This is a genomic window from Phocaeicola barnesiae DSM 18169 = JCM 13652 (assembly GCF_000374585.1).
GTDB classification, from domain to species: Bacteria; Bacteroidota; Bacteroidia; order Bacteroidales; family Bacteroidaceae; genus Phocaeicola; species Phocaeicola barnesiae.
This window is the reverse complement of sequence record NZ_KB894648.1, coordinates 1-18,946: the sequence shown is the minus strand read 5'-3', so window position 1 is coordinate 18,946 and position 18,946 is coordinate 1. Positions and strand designations below refer to the sequence as shown.

Genomic DNA, 18,946 nt, shown 5'->3' with positions numbered 1-18,946 from the left:
ACGAAGATACACTATAAATTAATTACTTCCGCTAGAATTAACGGTTTTTAAAATCTCCGGATTGATTTCCACCGCAAACCGCTTCCGCAAATCACCCAGACGGACTTCCTCCTGAGCCATCCGGAAATCCTCCAATACCTCGTGGCGTACATCCGTATAAACTTCCGGTCCCTTCAACCGTTTCCCCAGCACAAAGACATAAGGGAAACCTTCCTTCGGCTGATAGGCCCCGCACTTGAAGGCCAGCTTATCGACATAGGGATTCTTCCCTATCTGAAACAGCCCCTGCTGTATCTGTGCCGGACTGTCGGGATGTTCCTCCGACCATTTCCGGATGGCCGCGTTCCATTCACTCTCAGGCATTTTCTTCAACATCTTCCGGATTTTCTTGGCCGCCTTCTTATCCTGACAATGAACGACGGCCCCTTTATAATGAGGGAAAGCCCAGGCATATTCCGAACGGTTCCGGTCGAAATACCGCTCCAGTTCGGCCGCAGACACATCCGCATGACCGCCGATGTGATTCTGCTTATCCCAACAGGCAGCCAGCAAGCCATCGGCTACCTGTTGCAGTTCCAAACGCACCGCTTCAGGAATAGCCCCTTTACTCTGGCCGTTCCAAGCCGTATAGGCATCCATGTTCAGGCACTGTGAGCTGGCACCCAATCTGTCCAGGTAACTTTCCAGTAAAGGCAAGGCCTGTGTGAAACCGACTTCCTGCTTCCGTTCCAACAGACGGACCAGATGAACTCCTAACGGAGAAACAAAAGGAGCGGAATAATCGCCTGCGTCCATTTCCAGCAAAGGAGCAGAGAACTCCTGCAGAAGTCCTGCCACCGGACGCCAGAGTGTATCCGTATCCACCACGAGACTGATGTCCTTCTGCTGCGGAAACTGTCCGACTGCTTCTTCCAGGCTCATTCCCTGGCGCAACTTCCGGCTGACCTCCTCCATCCGGTCCTGTGCCTGCCGCAACCAACTCCTGGAGGCGGACTGCGGAAGCAGAATACTGACACTCTCCATACGCACCCACTGGCGCAACTGTACCCGTGCCGATTCCCGCTGATAACATTCACGCAGAAAAGCCTTTTTCTTATCGGCATCTACCAGTGCCCGCTTCAGGACCTGAGCCTGAAGTACGCTGCATGCCTGCCGGAAATCTGGGAGCGTATCCCACCCCTGCCGACGGGCATCGGCCACCTTCAATTTGAACAGGACAAAACGAGACAGGTAATGCTGCGGTGTCTCCATCGCAGAATCGGCGTACATGCGGTAATAAGATTCGAACTCCGAAGAGGTAACTTCGTTCCCGCCGATACGCAGCAGCGTCTTGTCCGGCATGGCACCGTACATCGGTAAAGTGTACAGAAGGACGATTCCCAACAGGAACCCCCACAATCGTTTGCTGTTCATATATTTCCTTCAATGACAAAACAGGCACGAATCACACCCCTGGAATAGTCACTGTATTCCATCGTGTAACTCGTGCCCGATTCTTTATCGTTCAGTTCTGATTAATCTCAAAATTACTGAGGACGGCTGTAGTTAGGAGCCTCACTGGTAATGGCCACATCATGCGGATGGCTTTCCAGTACACCGGCATTTGTGATGCGGGTGAACTTCGCATTGTGCAACTGCATGATATTGTGTGCGCCGCAATATCCCATACCGGAACGCAAACCACCTACCAACTGATAAATCACCTCATACAAAGTACCTTTGTAAGGAACACGGGCTGCGATACCTTCCGGAACCAGTTTCTTGACATCGACGGTATCTGCCTGGAAGTAACGGTCCTTTGAACCATGTTCCATAGCTTCCAGAGAACCCATTCCACGGTAAGATTTGAATTTACGGCCGTTGAAGATGATGGTGTCGCCCGGTGATTCCTCTGTACCGGCTACCAATGAACCGATCATCACACTGTATGCACCTGCAGCCAAAGCCTTGACTACATCGCCTGAATAACGCAGACCACCGTCAGCAATCAAAGGCACATCGGTACCTTCCAGTGCTTTGGCAACATCGTATACCGCGCTCAACTGGGGAACCCCCACACCGGCTACGACACGGGTTGTACAGATAGAACCCGGACCGATACCCACTTTTACCGCATCAGCTCCGGCCTCAACCAACATCTTGGCAGCATCGCCAGTAGCAATGTTACCTACCACAATGTCTACATCCGGGAATCTCTTCTTGGCTTCTTTCAGCTTATCGATAACGCCCTGAGAATGTCCGTGAGCCGTATCGATGACAATGGCATCAGCGCCGGCATTAATCAATGCCTCCATGCGTTGCAACGTATCCGATGTCACACCAACACCTGCGGCTACACGCAGACGTCCTTTGGCATCCTTACAAGCCATCGGTTTATCTTTAGCTTTTGTAATGTCCTTATAAGTAATCAGACCTACCAGTTTACCAGCCTTGTCGACTACCGGCAGTTTTTCAATCTTATTTTCCTGCAGAATCTGGGAAGCAGTTTCCATATCCGTACCCGGAGTCGTGGTGATGATGTTTTCTTTCGTCATCACTTCGTCGATACGTTTGTGCATATCCTTCTCAAAACGCAGGTCACGATTGGTTACGATACCTACCAGGTAATTCTCATCATCTACCACAGGTATACCGCCAATCTTATATTCTGCCATAATGTTCAACGCATCTTCTACCGTAGACCCACGCTTGATGGTTACAGGGTCGTAAATCATACCGTTCTCGGCACGTTTTACGATGGCAACCTGACGTGCCTGTTCTTCGATAGACATGTTTTTATGAATCACACCGATACCTCCTTCGCGGGCAATCGCAATGGCCATCTGGGCCTCTGTAACTGTATCCATGGCAGCAGTTACAAAAGGAATTTTCAACTCGATGTTTCTGGAGAATCTGGTCGTGAGCTCGACAGCTTTGGGTAATACATCAGAATAGGCCGGAATCAACAATACATCATCATAGGTTAATCCGTCCATTACAACTTTATCTGCAATAAATGACATAGGGCTTTATGCTTTAGAATTTATTGCGTGCAAATATACAATTTTTATTCAAATTCAGAAGCATGCTTAACATCTTTTTTTTATTTACGCTTCATTTGCCACACACCGGACGGTATCCGAAAAAAATGTGGCAACAGGGTGTGACAGAAGCCTCTGTCTACCCTGTTACCACACGTATGCTATCGTGACAATGATCAGTTGGCCATCTCTGATATGAACTTGATGCGAACCAGACGGATTTCGTCTTCCGTATAATCGTCGCCCAGCTCATCCATTGCATCATCAATCTTATCGGTAGTAGATTCCTTGAAATAATCATAGATGTCCTGCATGTGATCTTCATCCATGATTTCGTTCAGGAAATAATCGATATTCAGTTTGGTACCTGAATAAACAATAGCTTCGATTTCATCCAGCAGTTCACTGAACTCGATACCTTTGGCTACAGCAATGTCATCCAATGCCACTTTCCGGTCGATGCTTTGAATAATGGATACCTTCAGTTTCGATTTGTTGGCGACAGTACGTACGCGCAAATCTTCCGGACGGTCTATCTCGTTTTCGTCGCAGTGCTTTCTGATCAGTTCACAGAATTCCTGACCATAACGCTTTGCCTTTCCGGCTCCCACTCCCGGAATATTCTGAAGTTCCTCCAATGTAACCGGATAGATGGTTGCCATGGCTTCCAGCGAAGGATCCTGGAAAATGACGTAAGGAGGAACGTCCAGCTTCTTTGACATCTTCTTACGCAAATCCTTCAGCATGGAGTACAGCACCGGATCGACCGCACACGAAGCGCCGCTCCGCATCGGAGTCTCTTCCGCTTCTTCTTCATCGAAATCCGTATCTTCTACAATCTTGAATGATTTGGGTTTCTTCAAGAATTTGTGTCCTTCCGGAGTCACCTTAAGCAGGCCGTAATTTTCGACATCCTTGTCCAGGTATCCGGCAATCAGTCCCTGACGGATGACCGCGTTCCACAACCGGTCTTCCTCACCCATTCCGGAACCGAACACCTCCAAGTCTTCGTGCTTATGGGCCAATACTTCCGAAGTTTCTCTACCCAACAGCACATCTACGATATAATCTTGTTTGAAATTTTCTTTCACCGCAATGATTGTTTCAATCACTGCACACAACGAGTCCTGAGCTTCCACTTGTTTTTTCGGATTTAAACAGTTATCACAGTTTCCACAATTGTCCTCAGTATATTCTTCTCCGAAATAATGCAAGAGTACCTTTCTACGACATACGGACGATTCGGCATACGCCGCTGTTTCCAGCAGCAGCTGTTTTCCGATTTCCTGTTCAGATACCGGCTTTCCCTGCATGAACTTCTCCAGTTTCTGCAAGTCCTTGTTGGAATAGAAGGTGATGCACTGTCCTTCCCCTCCATCCCGTCCGGCCCGTCCGGTTTCCTGATAATAGCCTTCCAGGCTTTTAGGCACATCATAATGAATCACAAAGCGCACGTCCGGCTTGTCGATACCCATACCAAACGCGATGGTAGCTACTATCACCTCGATATCCTCCTTCAGAAACGCGTCCTGATTGGCGTTTCGCGTAGCCGAATCCATTCCCGCGTGATAGGCACGTGCCTTGATACCGTTGGCACAGAGTATCTCGGTCAGTTCTTCCACCTTTTTGCGGCTCAAGCAATAAATGATACCCGATTTCTCCGGATTCTGCTTGATGAACTTGATGATGTCCTTATCTACGTTGTTGGTCTTCGGGCGTACCTCATAATACAGGTTCGGGCGGTTGAACGACGACTTGAATTCCGTAGCGTCTGTAATACCCAGGCTCTTCTGGATATCCATCTTCACCTTCGGAGTAGCCGTAGCGGTCAACGCGATGATAGGCGCTTTCCCTATTTCATTGATGATGGGACGGATGCGGCGGTATTCCGGACGGAAATCATGTCCCCATTCAGAAATACAATGCGCCTCGTCCACGGCATAGAAAGAAATCTTCACATGTTTCAAGAAGCCTACATTATCTTCCTTCGTCAGCGATTCAGGAGCGACATACAGCAGCTTGGTCTTTCCGGCAAGGATATCTGCCTTGACCTGCTCGATGGCCGACTTGGTCAATGACGAATTGATAAAATGGGCCACGCCGTCTTCTTCGCTGAAGTTACGCATGGCGTCCACCTGATTCTTCATCAAGGCTATGAGCGGTGAAATAACAATTGCTGTTCCTTCCATCAGCAGGGAAGGCAGCTGGTAGCATAACGACTTTCCACCCCCGGTAGGCATCAATACAAACGTATCCTTTCCGGCGAGCAGGTTTCTGATGATGGCTTCCTGATTTCCTTTAAAGGTATCAAAACCAAAATATTTTTTCAGTTGCTCCGCTAAATTGATATTTTCCGTCATTGTCCTAGATTTTATTAGTAGTTTCTCTTTGTAAGAATGAATCTCATGATAACAAAGTTATAAACAACTTTCCAAATTACACAAATTTTCAGCCTATTATTTTACTGAAGATTTGTATTTTCTCTCTACTTTTTTCGTTCAGGCCATCTGCAACCTAGAAAGATTGGCCTTATCCATCTGCTCCTTGGCATAGTCCAAGGTAACTGTAAAATGATCGACTTTCCGCGAAGGAATATCAAACATGGTATCCATCATGATGGTTTCCACAATCGAGCGCAAGCCGCGTGCTCCCAATTTATACTCGATGGCTTTATCGACTATAAACTCGAACACATCGGGTTCGAAATCCAGCTTCACCCCATCCATCTCGAAAAGCTTGATATATTGCTTGATGATAGAGTTCTTCGGCTCAGTCAGGATATTCCGCAAGGCGGTACGGTCCAACGGATTCAGGTAAGTCAGAATCGGCAGACGACCGATGATTTCCGGAATCAGACCAAATGACTTCAGGTCTTGGGGAGCGATATACTGCATCATGTTCTTGCGGTCAATGTTGACGGTAGACTTGGCTGCGCCATATCCTACCACATGCGTATTCAGGCGCTGCGCAATCTTCCGTTCGATACCGTCGAAGGCACCTCCACAGATAAACAGGATATTCTTCGTATTGACCGGAATCAGCTTCTGTTCCGGATGCTTACGTCCGCCTTGGGGAGGAACATTCACGATGGAGCCCTCCAGCAGCTTCAGCAAGCCCTGCTGTACACCTTCTCCACTCACATCACGCGTAATGGAAGGGTTGTCCCCCTTACGGGCAATCTTATCGATTTCATCGATGAAGACGATTCCCCGTTCCGCCTCTTCCACATTGTAATCGGCCACCTGCAGCAAACGGGTCAGGATACTTTCGATGTCTTCACCCACATAACCGGCTTCTGTCAAGACTGTAGCGTCGACAATGGTAAAAGGTACATTCAGCAACTTGGCAATGGTACGCGCCAGCAAGGTCTTGCCTGTACCGGTGCTTCCCACCATGATGATGTTTGATTTTTCAATTTCCACATCATCCTTGGTTACCGGCTGCATCAACCGTTTGTAATGATTATATACCGCTACCGACAAATAACGTTTGGCGTCGTCCTGGCCGATGACATACTGGTCCAGGAAGTCCTTGATTTCTTTCGGTTTCGGCAGTTCACTCAGGTTCAAGCTACTAGGGCTGTTCTTCTGCCGCATGGCCTCTTTCACGATTTCATGGGCCTGTTCCGAACAACTGTCACAGATACATCCGTTGACGCCGGTAATCAGGAAACCGACCTCATCTTCCGAACGGCCGCAGAAACTGCAGTGCCGTTTGTTGCCTTTTGTTGATTTCTTATCTTCCAAAATAATCTGTTTTAAATGAACGACAAATACACAGGCCTTCCCCGTTAGAGTGAAGGCTTGCGTGAAAGGACTTCATCAATCATGCCATATTCCTTGGCTTCCTGAGCAGTCATCCAGTAGTCGCGGTCAGAGTCTGCCCACACCTTATCGAAGTCAGTATGCGAATGATCGGCGATAATGGTATACAGTTCCTTTTTCAACTTTTGGATTTCGCGGGCTGTGATTTCAATATCCGATGCCTGTCCCTGTGCGCCGCCCATCGGCTGGTGAATCATCACCCGTGAGTGGGTCAATGCAGAACGTTTTCCTTCTTTTCCGGCTACCAGCAGTACGGCCGCCATCGAAGCCGCCATTCCGGTACAGATTGTAGCGACATCGCTGCTGATGAACTGCATGGTATCATAAATACCCAGACCGGCATATACCGAGCCGCCCGGAGAGTTGATATAAATAGAGATGTCCTTGCCGGAATCTACTGAGTCCAGGTACAGCAACTGTGCCTGCAAGGTGTTGGCTGTATAATCGTCGATGGGAGTTCCCAGGAAGATGATGCGGTCCATCATCAAACGGGAGAAGACATCCAGCTGAGTAACGTTCAACTGGCGTTCCTCCAGGATATAAGGATTCAGATAACTGGCCTGCGAGTTGATTACGTCATCAAGTACCATGCTACTCATACCCAAATGTTTGGTAGCATACTTTCTAAAATCATCTTTCATTTCCATTCTTATTTTTATATTAAAAAGAGAGGCTTCCAACCTCTTTCATCCGAAGGAAACAAAGGTACAAAACGCGTGTCTCCTACGAAAAAAGTCGGGTCAAAAGCCTCTCTTCTTTTAATATTTTTTAGCAATTGCTTTATTCCGCTTTCATCAGAGATTACTGGAACATCTGATTGAATTCTTCTGCAGATACGGCCTTGTGGTTCAGGGTTACCTGAGCTTTCAGCGCATCGCCCAACTTAGATTCGATAACGCGGTTAACCAGTGCCTCTACGCTTTCACGTTTCTTCAGCATTTCCTTTGAATAGTTTTCCAACAGTTCATCAGGAACATTGATCATACCGTACTGAGCGAACTGAGCGCGGGTAGTTTCCTTCGCCATGTCTGTGATATCGCCCTGTTCTACCTTGATACCGTTAGCTTCTACCAGTTTTTCCTTGATCAGGTGCCATGTCAGTTCTTCCAGGCTCTTGTCGTAATTTTCGTTTACGAACTCTTCGCCTTTTTCCTTGTTGTTTTCCAACATGATACGTTTCATCAGTCCGTCAGCGAATTCCAGCTTACCAACCTTGTTAGCCAGATAAGTACGTACATCGATCATGAACTTGTAGTCGCTGTCTCCTTCAAACTGCTTAGCGATAGCTTCCTTGATCTGAGCGCGGAATTCTTCTTCGTTTGAAGCCTTTCCTTCACCCAATACCTGGTCGAACAGTTCCTGAGTCAGTTCACCCGGAATCATGCGAGTGATTTCTTCAATCTGGAAGCTGAAGTTACCGGTGTGAGCAGCAACGTCTTCCTTCTTCACCTTCAACAGTGAAGCCAGTTCAGCTTCGTTGTTGTCGAAAGCTACCGACGGGTTGAATACCAACACCGTATTTACCTTTGCGCCGTTGAAGATAGCTTTCTGGTCATCGTTCTTCATGTATGAAGGCATCATGACAGCACCTTCTACCTGCAGGCCACCTTCTTTGGTGTTACCGTTTTCGTCCAGTTCAGCCAGCAGACCTTTCAGCATGTCATTGTCCTGATAGTCTTCTACTTTCTCATATTTAGCGGTACGCTGAGTATACATCTTCACCTGCTGGTCTACCATTTCGTCTGTTACATTGATGTCGTAGTAATCGAGGTTGTCAGCAGCCGACAGTTCTACGTTGAATTCCGGAGCCAGAGCGATATCGAAAGAGAATTCGAAGTTTTCGTCTGTTTCGAAGTTGATGTTATTTTCTTTCGGCAGCGGAGTACCCAGCATGTTCACCTTGTTTTCACGGATGTATTCGCCGACTTTTTCCTGCAACAGCTTGTCTACTTCTTCCAACAGAACAGAAGTTCCATACTGTTTCTTGATGAGTCCCATCGGAACCATACCCTTACGGAATCCCGGCATATTTACTCTCTGACGCAAAGTCTTCAGAGCCTTTTCTACTTTTTCCTGATAGTCAGCTTTTTCAATCTGAGCAGTAAGTACAGCACTTACTTTGTCAACATTTTGCAATGAAATATTCATTTCCGATCTTTATTTTAATTGTTACTTCTTTTTCTTTTATCCAAACAGGTTGCAAAAATAGTGTTTAATCCGTCAACTACCAAACTGTCACCCTAAAAAAAACGGGACAACTCGGGTCATTCACGGATTTCACGCAGCTGGAAGTCTTTCCGCCGCAGTACAAAACTGTTACTCAAGTATTTTTCACGGACAATCTGGTTGGCTGCCAGCTCCTCCGGAGTACCTTGGAACAGGATTTTCCCTTCGAACAGCAGGTAGGCACGGTCCGTAATACTCAGGGTTTCCTGTACGTTGTGGTCGGTAATCAGGATACCGATATTCTTGTCCTTCAGTTTCCATACGATGTGCTGGATGTCTTCTACCGCAATGGGGTCTACTCCCGCAAACGGCTCGTCCAGCATGATGAATTTCGGGTCAATGGCCAGGCAGCGGGCGATTTCCGTCCGTCGGCGTTCTCCTCCCGAAAGCTGGTCTCCCAGGTTCTTGCGCACCTTCTGCAGGCGGAATTCGGCTATCAGGCTCTCCAGCTTCTCTTTCTGATATTCTTTCGAGGTCTTCGTCAGCTCCAGTACCGAAGCGATATTGTCCTCCACGCTCATTTTCCGGAACACCGAAGCTTCCTGTGCCAGGTAGCCGATGCCATTCTGGGCACGTTTGTACACCGGGTAGGAAGTGATATCCTGATCGTTCAGGTAGATATGCCCTTCGTTGGGCACAATCAATCCGGTGGTCATATAGAATGAAGTGGTCTTACCGGCGCCGTTAGGCCCCAGCAGTCCGACGATTTCCCCTTGCTTCACGTTGATGGAGACATGACTCACCACCGTACGTTTCCCGTATTTTTTCACCAGGTTTTCCGTACGGAGCACCATGCGTCCGTCGGCAGGCAATTCGAAGGCTTCCGCCGCCTGTCCGTTTGTCTCTTGAAGGTTTTCCTGTTCTGCCATATTCTGATTCTTTGGCGCAAAAGTAGTAAAAATCTTGGGTTATGTGGTAGACAGCTTTAATTTCATTCTATCTTTTAGGATAATATAGCCAAAAAAGCGTACTTTTGTCGCAAATATAAGAAAAACTGTATGATAAGACCCATCACAACCTTCGGGAAATACCTGATGCTCATGGGACGTGTCTTCGGACGCCCTGAACGATTCCGCATGTATTTCAAGCAGTACGTCAATGAAATGTACCAGTTGGGTATCAATTCCATCGGTATTGTATTGCTGATTTCTTTCTTCATCGGTGCGGTTATCTGTATCCAGATTAAGCTGAACATCGAAAGTCCGTGGATGCCACGCTTCGTTGTAGGATATACCACCCGTGAAATCCTCCTGTTGGAGTTCTCTTCTTCCATCATGTGTCTCATCCTGGCCGGAAAGGTCGGTTCCAACATCGCCTCCGAGATCGGGACCATGCGTGTCACCCAACAGATTGACGCGCTCGACATCATGGGTATCAACTCGGCTTCGTACCTGATTCTGCCCAAGATTCTGGGGCTCATGACCATGATTCCGTTCCTGGTCATCTTCAGTATCTGCGCCGGTATCTTCGGAGCCTTCTGCACGGCCTGGTTCGGCGGGATCATGAATGCCACCGACCTGGAATACGGTCTGCAATACTGCTTCATCGAGTGGTATATCTGGTGCAGTTTCATCAAATCGCTGTTCTTCGCCTTTATCATTGCCAGTGTCTCCGCCTATTTCGGCTATACCGTAGAGGGCGGCTCCATCTCGGTAGGTAAGGCCAGCACCAATTCAGTGGTAAGCAGCAGCGTACTGATTCTGTTTTCTGATTTAATTCTTACTCAATTGTTAATGGGATGATAAAGCTTGAATCTATCTATAAATCCTTCGAGGGACGTACCGTACTGGACGACATCAATTTCTCGTTCGAAGACGGAAAGACGAACCTGATTATCGGTCAGAGCGGTTCCGGAAAGACCGTACTGATGAAATGTATCGTCGGACTGCTCACTCCGGAGAAGGGGCATATCCTATACGACAGCCGCGATTTCAACGCCATGGATAAGAAAGAGAAGAAAGCCCTCCGCCGTGAGATGGGGATGATTTTCCAGAGCGCCGCCCTGTTCGACTCCCTTTCGGTACTCGAGAATGTCATGTTCCCGCTCGACATGTTCTCCAACGACACCTACCGCGACCGTGTGAAACGGGCCCAGTTCTGTCTGGACCGTGTCAACCTGACCGATGCCCAGAACAAATACCCCGGCGAAATCAGTGGCGGTATGCAGAAACGTGTAGCCATTGCCCGTGCCATCGCCCTGCAGCCCAAGTACCTGTTCTGCGACGAGCCGAACTCGGGACTCGACCCGAAGACCTCGCTGGTTATCGATGCCCTGATTCATGACATCACCACCGAGTACAACATGACCACCATCATCAATACCCACGACATGAACTCCGTAATGGGCATCGGCGACAGCATCCTTTACATCTACCAGGGACACAAGGAATGGGAAGGAACCAAGAACGATGTATTCACCGCCACCAACGAACGGCTGAACAACTTCATCTTCGCATCCGACCTGCTGCGTAAAGTAAAGGACGAAGGTCTGAAACAACGGTAAATCATTTCCGGACGTCACGTTCCGGCACCGATAAGCATCAGAAAAGGCATGAATCTGCCCCCTTACGGGAAACAGGTTCATGCCTTTCTGTATAGATGCAGGCCACAGCCTATTTCTGACGGATAAAGATATTGATCGGAGTACCCGACAGTTTCCAGCGTTCACGCATCTTGTTTTCCAGGAAACGCTTGTACGGCTCCTTCACATACTGCGGCAGGTTGGCGAAGAACACGAACGAAGGCACCTGCGTATTCGGCAGCTGAGTGATATACTTTATCTTGATATACTTGCCCTTGTTTGAAGGAGGCGGATAAGCCTCAATCAGCGGGAGCAGTTCTTCGTTCAGCCGGGCAGTCGGAATGCGTGAGGTACGTGCCTGATAGACCTCCTTAGCCGCTTCCAGTACCTTGAAGATACGCTGTTTGGTCAGTGCCGAAGCAAAGATGATGGGGAAATCGGTAAACGGAGCAAAACGGTTGCGGATGGCATCCTCGAAAGTCTTCATCACCTTCACGCTCTTGTCTTCCACCAGGTCCCATTTGTTCACCACGACTACCAGCCCTTTCTGGTTACGCTGAATCAGCGAGAAAATGTTCAGATCCTGGCCTTCGATACCCCGGGTAGCGTCCAGCATCAGGATACACACGTCCGAATTCTCGATGGAGCGGATGGAACGGACTACCGAGTAATATTCCAGGTCCTCGCTCACCTTGTTCTTCTTGCGGATACCGGCCGTATCCACCAGGTAGAAGTCAAATCCGAACTTGTCATACCGGGTATAGATCGAGTCGCGGGTCGTTCCGGCAATATCCGTCACGATGTTCCGTTCCTCGCCGATGAAGGCATTTACGATAGACGATTTTCCGGCATTCGGACGTCCTACCACCGCAAAGCGCGGTATGTCCTCATCCAGTATCTCATCGGTTTCTTTCCGGAACTTGCTTACCACCAGGTCCAGCAGATCGCCCGTACCGCTTCCGCTCATGGCAGAGATACAGTAAGGGTCTCCGAGTCCCAGCGTATAGAATTCCGCAGCGTTATACTGCAGATCGATATTATCAGTCTTGTTGGCCACCAGGATGACCGGTGTCTTGGAGCGGCGCAGGATGCCTGCCACCTCCATGTCCAGGTCGGTCACACCGTTCATTACATCCACTACAAACAGGACCACATCGGCCTCATCAATGGCCAATACCACCTGTTTACGGATTTCTTCTTCGAACACGTCATCCGAGTTCACTACCCATCCTCCGGTATCCACGACAGAGAACTCCTTTCCGAGCCACTCCGATTTGCCGTACTGGCGATCGCGGGTTGTTCCGGCCTGTTCATTCACGATAGCCTGACGCGTCTTGGTCAGGCGGTTAAACAGTGTCGACTTCCCCACATTGGGGCGTCCCACAATTGCTACTAAATTTCCCATATTCTGTTTTGTTTACAGCTTCGCAGCCGTTCATTAATCTAATTGATATCCAAAATTCTTCAGTTCCTTGTCCGAGCTTCTCCAGTCCTTGTCCACCTTCACGAAAGTTTCCAGGTAGATGGATTTCTGGAAGAAGTGCTCCAAGGTCTTGCGCGCTTCAGTAGCCACTTTCTTCAGTGCCTTTCCTTGGCGGCCGATGATGATTCCCTTCTGGGAGTCACGTTCCACATAGATGACCGCGTTGATGTGGATGCTTTTGGCCTCTTCCTTGAACTGCTCCACCACGACCTCTACCGAGTAAGGGATTTCCTTGTCGTAATAGAGCAGGATTTTCTCGCGGATGATTTCCGTCACAAAGAAGCGTGCCGGCTTGTCGGTCCACTGGTCCTTACCGAAATAAGGAGGAGAGTCGGGCAGCAGTTCCTTGATGCGTTTCATCACCACATCTACATTGAATTTGGCAATGGCCGAAATCGGAATAATCTCTGCCTGCGGCAGCAGTTCATGCCAATCTTCCACCAGTTTTTCCAGGGTTTCCTGGTTGGTCAGGTCAATCTTGTTGATCAGCAGCAGGACCGGTACAGTCAGGTTCCGCACCTTTTCCATGAACTCGCCGTTCTTGTCGGGCTTCTCTACCGTGTCGGTCACATAGAGCAGGACGTCTGCGTCCACCAGGGCCGATTCCGAAAAGTTCAGCATAGACTCCTGCAGTTTGTAGTTGGGTTTCAGCACCCCAGGAGTATCAGAGAAGACAATCTGCATGTCCTCCGTATTCAGGATACCCATGATACGGTGACGCGTTGTCTGCGCCTTGAACGTAGCGATGGAGATACGTTCCCCCACCAGCAGGTTCATCAATGTAGACTTTCCGACATTCGGATTACCCACAATATTCACAAATCCGGCTTTATGCATAATCAATCCGTTCGTTTACAGACAAAAAAACGCATCAGGTTGAGATGCGTTTTTTTGTATTCGGTTATTTAACTATCTTTCGTATTATTTGCTACCGTCATATCCCCATTTCACATACGCTGCTCCCCAGGTAAATCCGGCACCGAACGCAGTGAAGATGATGTTATCGCCCTTCTTCAGCTGCTTTTCGTAGTCCCACAGGCAAAGCGGCAATGTACCGGCGCTGGTGTTTCCGTAACGCTGGATATTCACCATCACCTTTTCCAGAGGTACTTCCAGGCGGGAAGCCACCGCGTCGATGATACGCAGATTAGCCTGATGCGGAACAATCCAGTCGATGTTGTCCTTGCTCAAGCCGTTTCTTTCAGCTATCTGAACGGTAGCGTCCGACATGTTCGATACAGCATACTTGAATACGGTACGGCCTTCCTGATACAGGTAGTGCATCTTGTTGGCTACCGTAAAATAAGAAGGAGGACATACCGAACCTCCGGCCTTCATGTGCAGGAACGGAAGTCCCTTACCGTCGGTCCGCAGGATAGAGTCCATGATACCATAGTCTTCTGTAGTAGCTTCCACCATACATGCAGCGGCGCCGTCACCGAAAATCGGACAAGTGGCACGGTCAGCATAATTCACCATCGACGACATCTTGTCGGCACCGACAATGATGATTTTCTTATGACGTCCGGACTGAATCATACCGGCAGCCGTTTCCATGGCGAACAGAAAACCGCTACAAGCAGCCTGCAGGTCGAAGGCATAGGCATTCTTCAGGCCCAGCTTGTCGCACAGGATAGAAGCTGTAGAGGGGAAATGAAAGTCAGGAGTCGTCGTAGCCACGATTACACAGTCGATAGAAGCAGGGTCTGATCCGGTTTTCTGCATCAACTGCTTGGCAGCCTTACGTGCCATGTAGGAAGTACCCAGACCTTCTTCGTTCAAGATACGTCTTTCCTTTACTCCGATACGGGTCATGATCCACTCGTCGTTGGTATCCACCATTCTTGACAACTCATCGTTGGTCAACACATAATCAGGCACATAACCGCCGACACCTGTAATTACAGCATTAATTTTTTCCATCATTCCAAGTTTTGATTCACGTCATTCAACGGATAAAGCCGGGGAGCCGAAGGCCCTCCGGCTTTATCCGTGATTACGCAAACAGGTTAATGAAGCGTGCCGATTATACAGCAGCTTCTTTTTCGATTGCTACTTTCCCTCTATAATAACCGCAAGCTCCACAAACAGTGTGATAAACATGCCATGCGCCGCAGTTCGGGCAGATAGCCAAAGTAGGAGCAACTGCCTTATCGTGAGTTCTTCTCTTCGCAGTTCTCGTTTTTGATTGTCTTCTTTTTGGATGTGCCATTTTTCTAAACTTTTATTTAATTATTATCTAATATTTTTTTCAGTTCATTCCATCTCGGATCTGTTGGAGTCTCCTCCCCGCCGTCCGGCAGGTCATTCTCCTCATCGTCAAAGACAGGTGCTTCTTCATCATCGGCAGCATGGGTCATGTGCTTCTTCAGAACGCCCATCATACCTTTGTTACACTTGCCCGGCGCATGTACATGCTTCATAGGCAGGCTCAGTTCGATGAATTCATACAGGAACCAGGCCACGTTGATATAGCCGTCCTCTTCGGTGACAATCACCATATCGTCTTCATCGGAAAACTCGGCTCCCAGCTTCACTTTCAGTACGTTCTCGGTATCCACCGGAAGTTCCAGATCGCTCAGGCACCGGTCGCACGGCACCGTCACACTACCTGTGATATGGAAATCCAGCACATAGGCACCTATGCTTTTCTTCACCTTCAGCTGTACGTTCAGCTGGCCTTTGTGGATTTCGCTGGCATCGATGTCTGTAAAGAACTGATTCGTCAGTTCGTACTCATAACTGCATGCGTCTTCGCGCATATTTTTCAGTTCAACCTTATATTTAGCAAGTTTTCCCAATTCGCAATACTATATAAATCGGGCGACAAAGATACAAATAATTATTGATTTTATCTAGAAATTCCTTTTTTATTTCCTAAAAAATGTTCCGAGCCGGTTTACGACCGGCTACAATCGCCTTATATATAAAAGGAATAAGGCGTCTACGGAACACTTTTCACAGAAATATCCGCCGGATTCTTAAAAAAACCGGACAACAGGGCGGATTCTTATTTTAATTAAGTATATTTACGCAGTTTTAAAATAAAAATAATTATTATCTCACCATTATGTTAACCCAAATAATAAATGCCCGCATCCTGACCCCTCAGGGCTGGCTGAAAGACGGGTCTGTCCTGATCCGTGACAACAAGATTCTGGAAGTGACAAATTGTGACCTGGCCGTTGTCGGAGCCACATTGATTGATGCCAAAGGCATGTACATCGTACCGGGCGGTATCGAAATCCATGTACACGGAGGAGGTGGCCGTGACTTTATGGAAGGCACCGAAGACGCATTCCGCACCGCCATCCACACCCACATGAAACACGGTACTACCAGTATCTTCCCTACCCTCTCTTCTTCTACTATCCCGATGATCCGCGCCGCAGCGGCTACTACCGAAAAACTGATGAGTGAACCGGACAGCCCGGTACTCGGACTTCACCTGGAAGGACATTATTTCAACATGAAGATGGCCGGCGGCCAGATGCCGGAAAACATCAAGAACCCCGATCCGGAAGAATACATCCCGTTGCTGGAAGAAACCCACTGCATCAAGCGTTGGGATGCCGCTCCCGAGCTGCCGGGTGCCATGCAGTTCGCCAAATACATCACTTCGAAAGGCGTGCTGGCCGCTGCCGGACACACCCAGGCCGAATTCGAAGACATCTATACCGGTTATTATGCCGGCTATACCCATGCCACTCACTTCTATAACGCCATGCCGGGTTTCCACAAGCGCCGCGAATACAAGTACGAAGGTACGGTAGAAAGTATCTACCTGATGGACGACATGACCGTAGAAGTGGTAGCCGACGGTATCCATGTGCCTCCTACCATCCTGCGCCTGGTACATAAGATAAAAGGAGTCGAAAAGACTGCCCTGATTACCGATGCCCTGGCCTGTGCCGACAGCGACAGCAAAGAAGCGTTCGACCCGCGTGTCATCATCGAAGACGGCGTATGCAAGCTGTCCGACCGTTCGGCCCTGGCAGGTAGTATCGCCACCATGGACCGCCTCATCCGTACCATGGTACAGAAAGCCGAAATCCCGTTGGAAGACGCCATCCGGATGGCTTCCGAAACCCCGGCCCGCATCATGGGCGTACTCGACCGCAAAGGTACCCTCGAACGCGGCAAGGATGCCGACATCATGGCATTGGACAGAGACCTGAACGTACGCGCTGTCTGGGCAATGGGTAAGATTGTGGAAGGAACAAACCAACTCTTTTAAAAACGAACGACTATGTTAACACAGATAATCAATGGAGAAATCCTCACCCCGCAAGGGTGGTTGAAAGACGGTTCCGTACTCATCAGCGACGGAAAGATTCTGGAAGTGACCAACAGCGATCTGGCTGTCATCGGCGCCAAAGTGATTGATGCCAAAGGCATGTACATCGTGCCGGGCTATGTCAGCATGCACAGCCACGGTGGCGGCGGACACGATTTCACCGAAGCTACCCCCGAAGCCTTCCAGGCAGCTACCGAAGCCCACCTGAAACACGGGGCCACCACCATCTTCCCCACCCTCTCTTCTTCCAGTTTCGATACCATCCGCCAGGCGGTAGAAACCTGCGAGCAACTCATGGCTGCCGGAAACGGACAGATTCAGGGACTGCACATCGAAGGTCCGTACCTGAACCGGAAGATGGCCGGCAAGCAATGGGAAGACTGCCTAAAGGACCCGGATCCCAACGAATACCTGCCGTTGCTGGACAGCACCACCTGTATCAAGCGCTGGGACATCAGTCCGGAGCTGCCGGGCGCGCACGAGTTCGCGCATGAGACCACCTCACGGGGTATCCTGACTGCCATCACCCACACCGAGGCCGAATACGATGAAATCAAGGCTGCCTACCAGGCCGGCTTCACCCACGCCGCCCATTTCTATAACGCCATGCCGGGCTTCCACAAACGCCGCGAATACAAGTACGAAGGTACGGTTGAAAGCGTTTACCTGACCGACCCGATGACGGTGGAAGTCATTGCCGACGGTATCCACCTGCCGGCTACCATCCTGAAGCTGGTCTATAAGGTAAAAGGCGTAGAAAAGACCTGTCTGGTAACCGACGCTCTGAAATATGCCGCTTACGACGGCGAAGTGGACGACCCACGCTACATCATTGAGAACGGTGTCTGCAAGCTGGCTGACCATTCTTCCCTGGCAGGTAGTATCGCCACCATGGACAAGCTGGTTCAAGTCATGGCCTTCAAGGCAAACATTCCGGTAGCCGATGCCATCCGCATGGCTTCCGAAACTCCGGCCAACATCATCGGCGTAGGCGACCGCAAGGGTACCCTCCAGCGCGGCAAGGATGCCGATATCCTGATTCTCGACAAAAAACTGAATGTACGTTGTGTATTCGCTGCCGGAAACATGGTAGAAGGCACCAATACGCTGATACATTAATTCATCTTTTTACTCCAATACAAAGGAGGTAGTTCCTATTTCTCCCCAAAGAATAAGGAACTGCCTCCTTTTCTATTTCTATTAATCCGAATGCATGCTAAAATCATATATCATTCAGTTGCCAATTTATACAATAGTATAGATACAAAAGAAAGTAAAGGGAGGATTCACGGCGGAAGACCGTACGGGGCGTCCGGCGGACCGACGGCACGACGGGACACAAAAAAAGCCCCGGACCTCCTTGCGGAATCCGGGGCCTCAAGACGGCGACTACCTACTCTCCCACTTGCGCAGTACCATCGGCGTGACGAAGCTTAACTTCTCTGTTCGGAATGGGAAGAGGTGGAACCTTCGTGCTATAGTCACCTGAATACCTTTCATATATCCCTGTAACATGATTCTCAAGCAACAGTGCCAAGTCCCCGACGCAAGCGCCGGACGTATATGCCACCCATC

Annotated in this window: 16 protein-coding genes and 1 rRNA gene; 4 read left to right on the top strand and 13 right to left on the bottom strand. The window is 49.1% G+C overall.

Annotated elements, in window-relative coordinates; all coding sequences use genetic code 11:
• Positions 1–18 precede the first annotated feature (18 nt).
• From C510_RS16255 to lptB, 7 genes are all read right to left on the bottom strand, one after another.
• Positions 19–1,413: a peptidylprolyl isomerase gene (locus tag C510_RS16255; protein WP_018710662.1), complete on the bottom strand. Its 1,395-nt coding sequence runs from the start codon at positions 1,411–1,413 to the stop codon at positions 19–21.
• A gap of 113 nt (positions 1,414–1,526) precedes the next feature.
• Positions 1,527–3,002, bottom strand: a complete 1,476-nt coding sequence (gene guaB / locus C510_RS0107170) for an IMP dehydrogenase (protein ID WP_025892302.1) — start codon at positions 3,000–3,002, stop codon at positions 1,527–1,529.
• A 194-nt stretch (positions 3,003–3,196) separates the two neighbouring features.
• Positions 3,197–5,380: a DNA helicase RecQ gene (recQ, locus tag C510_RS0107165; RefSeq protein ID WP_018710660.1), complete on the bottom strand. Its 2,184-nt coding sequence runs from the start codon at positions 5,378–5,380 to the stop codon at positions 3,197–3,199.
• 138 nt (positions 5,381–5,518) lie between these two features.
• Positions 5,519–6,766 (bottom strand): ATP-dependent Clp protease ATP-binding subunit ClpX, encoded by a 1,248-nt coding sequence (gene clpX / locus C510_RS0107160; protein WP_018710659.1) that lies wholly within the window; start codon positions 6,764–6,766, stop codon positions 5,519–5,521.
• Between the two features lie 44 nt (positions 6,767–6,810).
• A complete protein-coding gene (clpP, locus tag C510_RS0107155; RefSeq protein ID WP_022339274.1) occupies positions 6,811–7,485 on the bottom strand; it encodes an ATP-dependent Clp endopeptidase proteolytic subunit ClpP in 675 nt (224 codons plus the stop codon).
• Between the two features lie 160 nt (positions 7,486–7,645).
• Entirely contained in the window at positions 7,646–8,992 is a 1,347-nt protein-coding gene (gene tig, locus C510_RS0107150; protein WP_018710657.1) for a trigger factor, read from the bottom strand.
• Positions 8,993–9,108: 116 nt separating this feature from the next.
• Positions 9,109–9,939 carry an LPS export ABC transporter ATP-binding protein gene (lptB, locus tag C510_RS0107145; RefSeq protein WP_018710656.1) on the bottom strand — a complete coding sequence of 277 codons (831 nt, stop codon included), beginning with the start codon at positions 9,937–9,939 and terminating at the stop codon, positions 9,109–9,111.
• Positions 9,940–10,068: 129 nt separating this feature from the next.
• On the opposite strand from lptB, the gene C510_RS0107140 reads away from it, so the two are divergent.
• Together C510_RS0107140 and C510_RS0107135 are read left to right on the top strand one after the other, a co-directional pair.
• The gene (locus tag C510_RS0107140; RefSeq protein WP_018710655.1) at positions 10,069–10,812 is read left to right on the top strand and encodes an MlaE family ABC transporter permease; all 744 of its coding nucleotides are present in this window, start codon (positions 10,069–10,071) and stop codon (positions 10,810–10,812) included.
• Complete coding sequence (locus C510_RS0107135) at positions 10,809–11,573, top strand: ABC transporter ATP-binding protein (protein WP_018710654.1); 765 nt, start codon at positions 10,809–10,811, stop codon at positions 11,571–11,573. Before C510_RS0107140 ends, C510_RS0107135 begins: the two co-directional genes overlap by 4 nt.
• A 109-nt stretch (positions 11,574–11,682) precedes the next feature.
• Here the strand turns inward: C510_RS0107135 and der are convergent, their stop codons facing one another.
• From der to C510_RS0107115, 5 genes are all read right to left on the bottom strand, one after another.
• Positions 11,683–12,996 carry a ribosome biogenesis GTPase Der gene (gene der, locus C510_RS0107130; protein ID WP_018710653.1) on the bottom strand — a complete coding sequence of 438 codons (1,314 nt, stop codon included), beginning with the start codon at positions 12,994–12,996 and terminating at the stop codon, positions 11,683–11,685.
• 33 nt (positions 12,997–13,029) lie between these two features.
• Positions 13,030–13,911, bottom strand: coding sequence for a GTPase Era (gene era / locus C510_RS0107125; RefSeq protein ID WP_018710652.1), 882 nt, complete (start codon positions 13,909–13,911; stop codon positions 13,030–13,032).
• A gap of 84 nt (positions 13,912–13,995) precedes the next feature.
• Positions 13,996–14,997, bottom strand: coding sequence for a beta-ketoacyl-ACP synthase III (locus tag C510_RS0107120; protein ID WP_025892301.1), 1,002 nt, complete (start codon positions 14,995–14,997; stop codon positions 13,996–13,998).
• A 103-nt stretch (positions 14,998–15,100) separates the two neighbouring features.
• Positions 15,101–15,286 (bottom strand): 50S ribosomal protein L32, encoded by a 186-nt coding sequence (rpmF, locus tag C510_RS17060; protein WP_022339270.1) that lies wholly within the window; start codon positions 15,284–15,286, stop codon positions 15,101–15,103.
• A 16-nt stretch (positions 15,287–15,302) separates the two neighbouring features.
• Complete coding sequence (locus tag C510_RS0107115) at positions 15,303–15,836, bottom strand: YceD family protein (protein ID WP_018710650.1); 534 nt, start codon at positions 15,834–15,836, stop codon at positions 15,303–15,305.
• A 308-nt stretch (positions 15,837–16,144) separates the two neighbouring features.
• Here C510_RS0107115 and nagA (C510_RS0107110) point away from each other — a divergent pair, with 308 nt between their 5' ends.
• Positions 16,145–17,311, top strand: a complete 1,167-nt coding sequence (gene nagA, locus C510_RS0107110; RefSeq protein WP_018710649.1) for an N-acetylglucosamine-6-phosphate deacetylase — start codon at positions 16,145–16,147, stop codon at positions 17,309–17,311.
• A 12-nt stretch (positions 17,312–17,323) separates the two neighbouring features.
• Positions 17,324–18,490 (top strand): N-acetylglucosamine-6-phosphate deacetylase, encoded by a 1,167-nt coding sequence (gene nagA / locus C510_RS0107105; RefSeq protein ID WP_018710648.1) that lies wholly within the window; start codon positions 17,324–17,326, stop codon positions 18,488–18,490.
• A 261-nt stretch (positions 18,491–18,751) separates the two neighbouring features.
• Here the strand turns inward: nagA (C510_RS0107105) and rrf are convergent.
• Positions 18,752–18,860, bottom strand: a 5S ribosomal RNA gene (gene rrf / locus C510_RS0107100).
• Positions 18,861–18,946: the final 86 nt, after the last annotated feature.

Bases quoted from the DNA above. Each gene is read 5' to 3' on its own strand.
- era (WP_018710652.1), bottom strand. From the start codon at position 13,911: ATGCATAAAGCCGGATTTGTGAATATTGTGGGTAATCCGAATGTCGGA.
- C510_RS16255 (WP_018710662.1), bottom strand. From the start codon at position 1,413: ATGAACAGCAAACGATTGTGGGGGTTCCTGTTGGGAATCGTCCTTCTG.
- C510_RS0107140 (WP_018710655.1), top strand. From the start codon at position 10,069: ATGATAAGACCCATCACAACCTTCGGGAAATACCTGATGCTCATGGGA.
- C510_RS0107135 (WP_018710654.1), top strand. From the start codon at position 10,809: ATGATAAAGCTTGAATCTATCTATAAATCCTTCGAGGGACGTACCGTA.
- clpP (WP_022339274.1), bottom strand. From the start codon at position 7,485: ATGAAAGATGATTTTAGAAAGTATGCTACCAAACATTTGGGTATGAGT.
- guaB (WP_025892302.1), bottom strand. From the start codon at position 3,002: ATGTCATTTATTGCAGATAAAGTTGTAATGGACGGATTAACCTATGAT.
- rpmF (WP_022339270.1), bottom strand. From the start codon at position 15,286: ATGGCACATCCAAAAAGAAGACAATCAAAAACGAGAACTGCGAAGAGA.
- der (WP_018710653.1), bottom strand. From the start codon at position 12,996: ATGGGAAATTTAGTAGCAATTGTGGGACGCCCCAATGTGGGGAAGTCG.
- nagA (WP_018710648.1), top strand. From the start codon at position 17,324: ATGTTAACACAGATAATCAATGGAGAAATCCTCACCCCGCAAGGGTGG.
- recQ (WP_018710660.1), bottom strand. From the start codon at position 5,380: ATGACGGAAAATATCAATTTAGCGGAGCAACTGAAAAAATATTTTGGT.
- tig (WP_018710657.1), bottom strand. From the start codon at position 8,992: ATGAATATTTCATTGCAAAATGTTGACAAAGTAAGTGCTGTACTTACT.
- nagA (WP_018710649.1), top strand. From the start codon at position 16,145: ATGTTAACCCAAATAATAAATGCCCGCATCCTGACCCCTCAGGGCTGG.
- C510_RS0107115 (WP_018710650.1), bottom strand. From the start codon at position 15,836: ATGCGCGAAGACGCATGCAGTTATGAGTACGAACTGACGAATCAGTTC.
- C510_RS0107120 (WP_025892301.1), bottom strand. From the start codon at position 14,997: ATGGAAAAAATTAATGCTGTAATTACAGGTGTCGGCGGTTATGTGCCT.
- lptB (WP_018710656.1), bottom strand. From the start codon at position 9,939: ATGGCAGAACAGGAAAACCTTCAAGAGACAAACGGACAGGCGGCGGAA.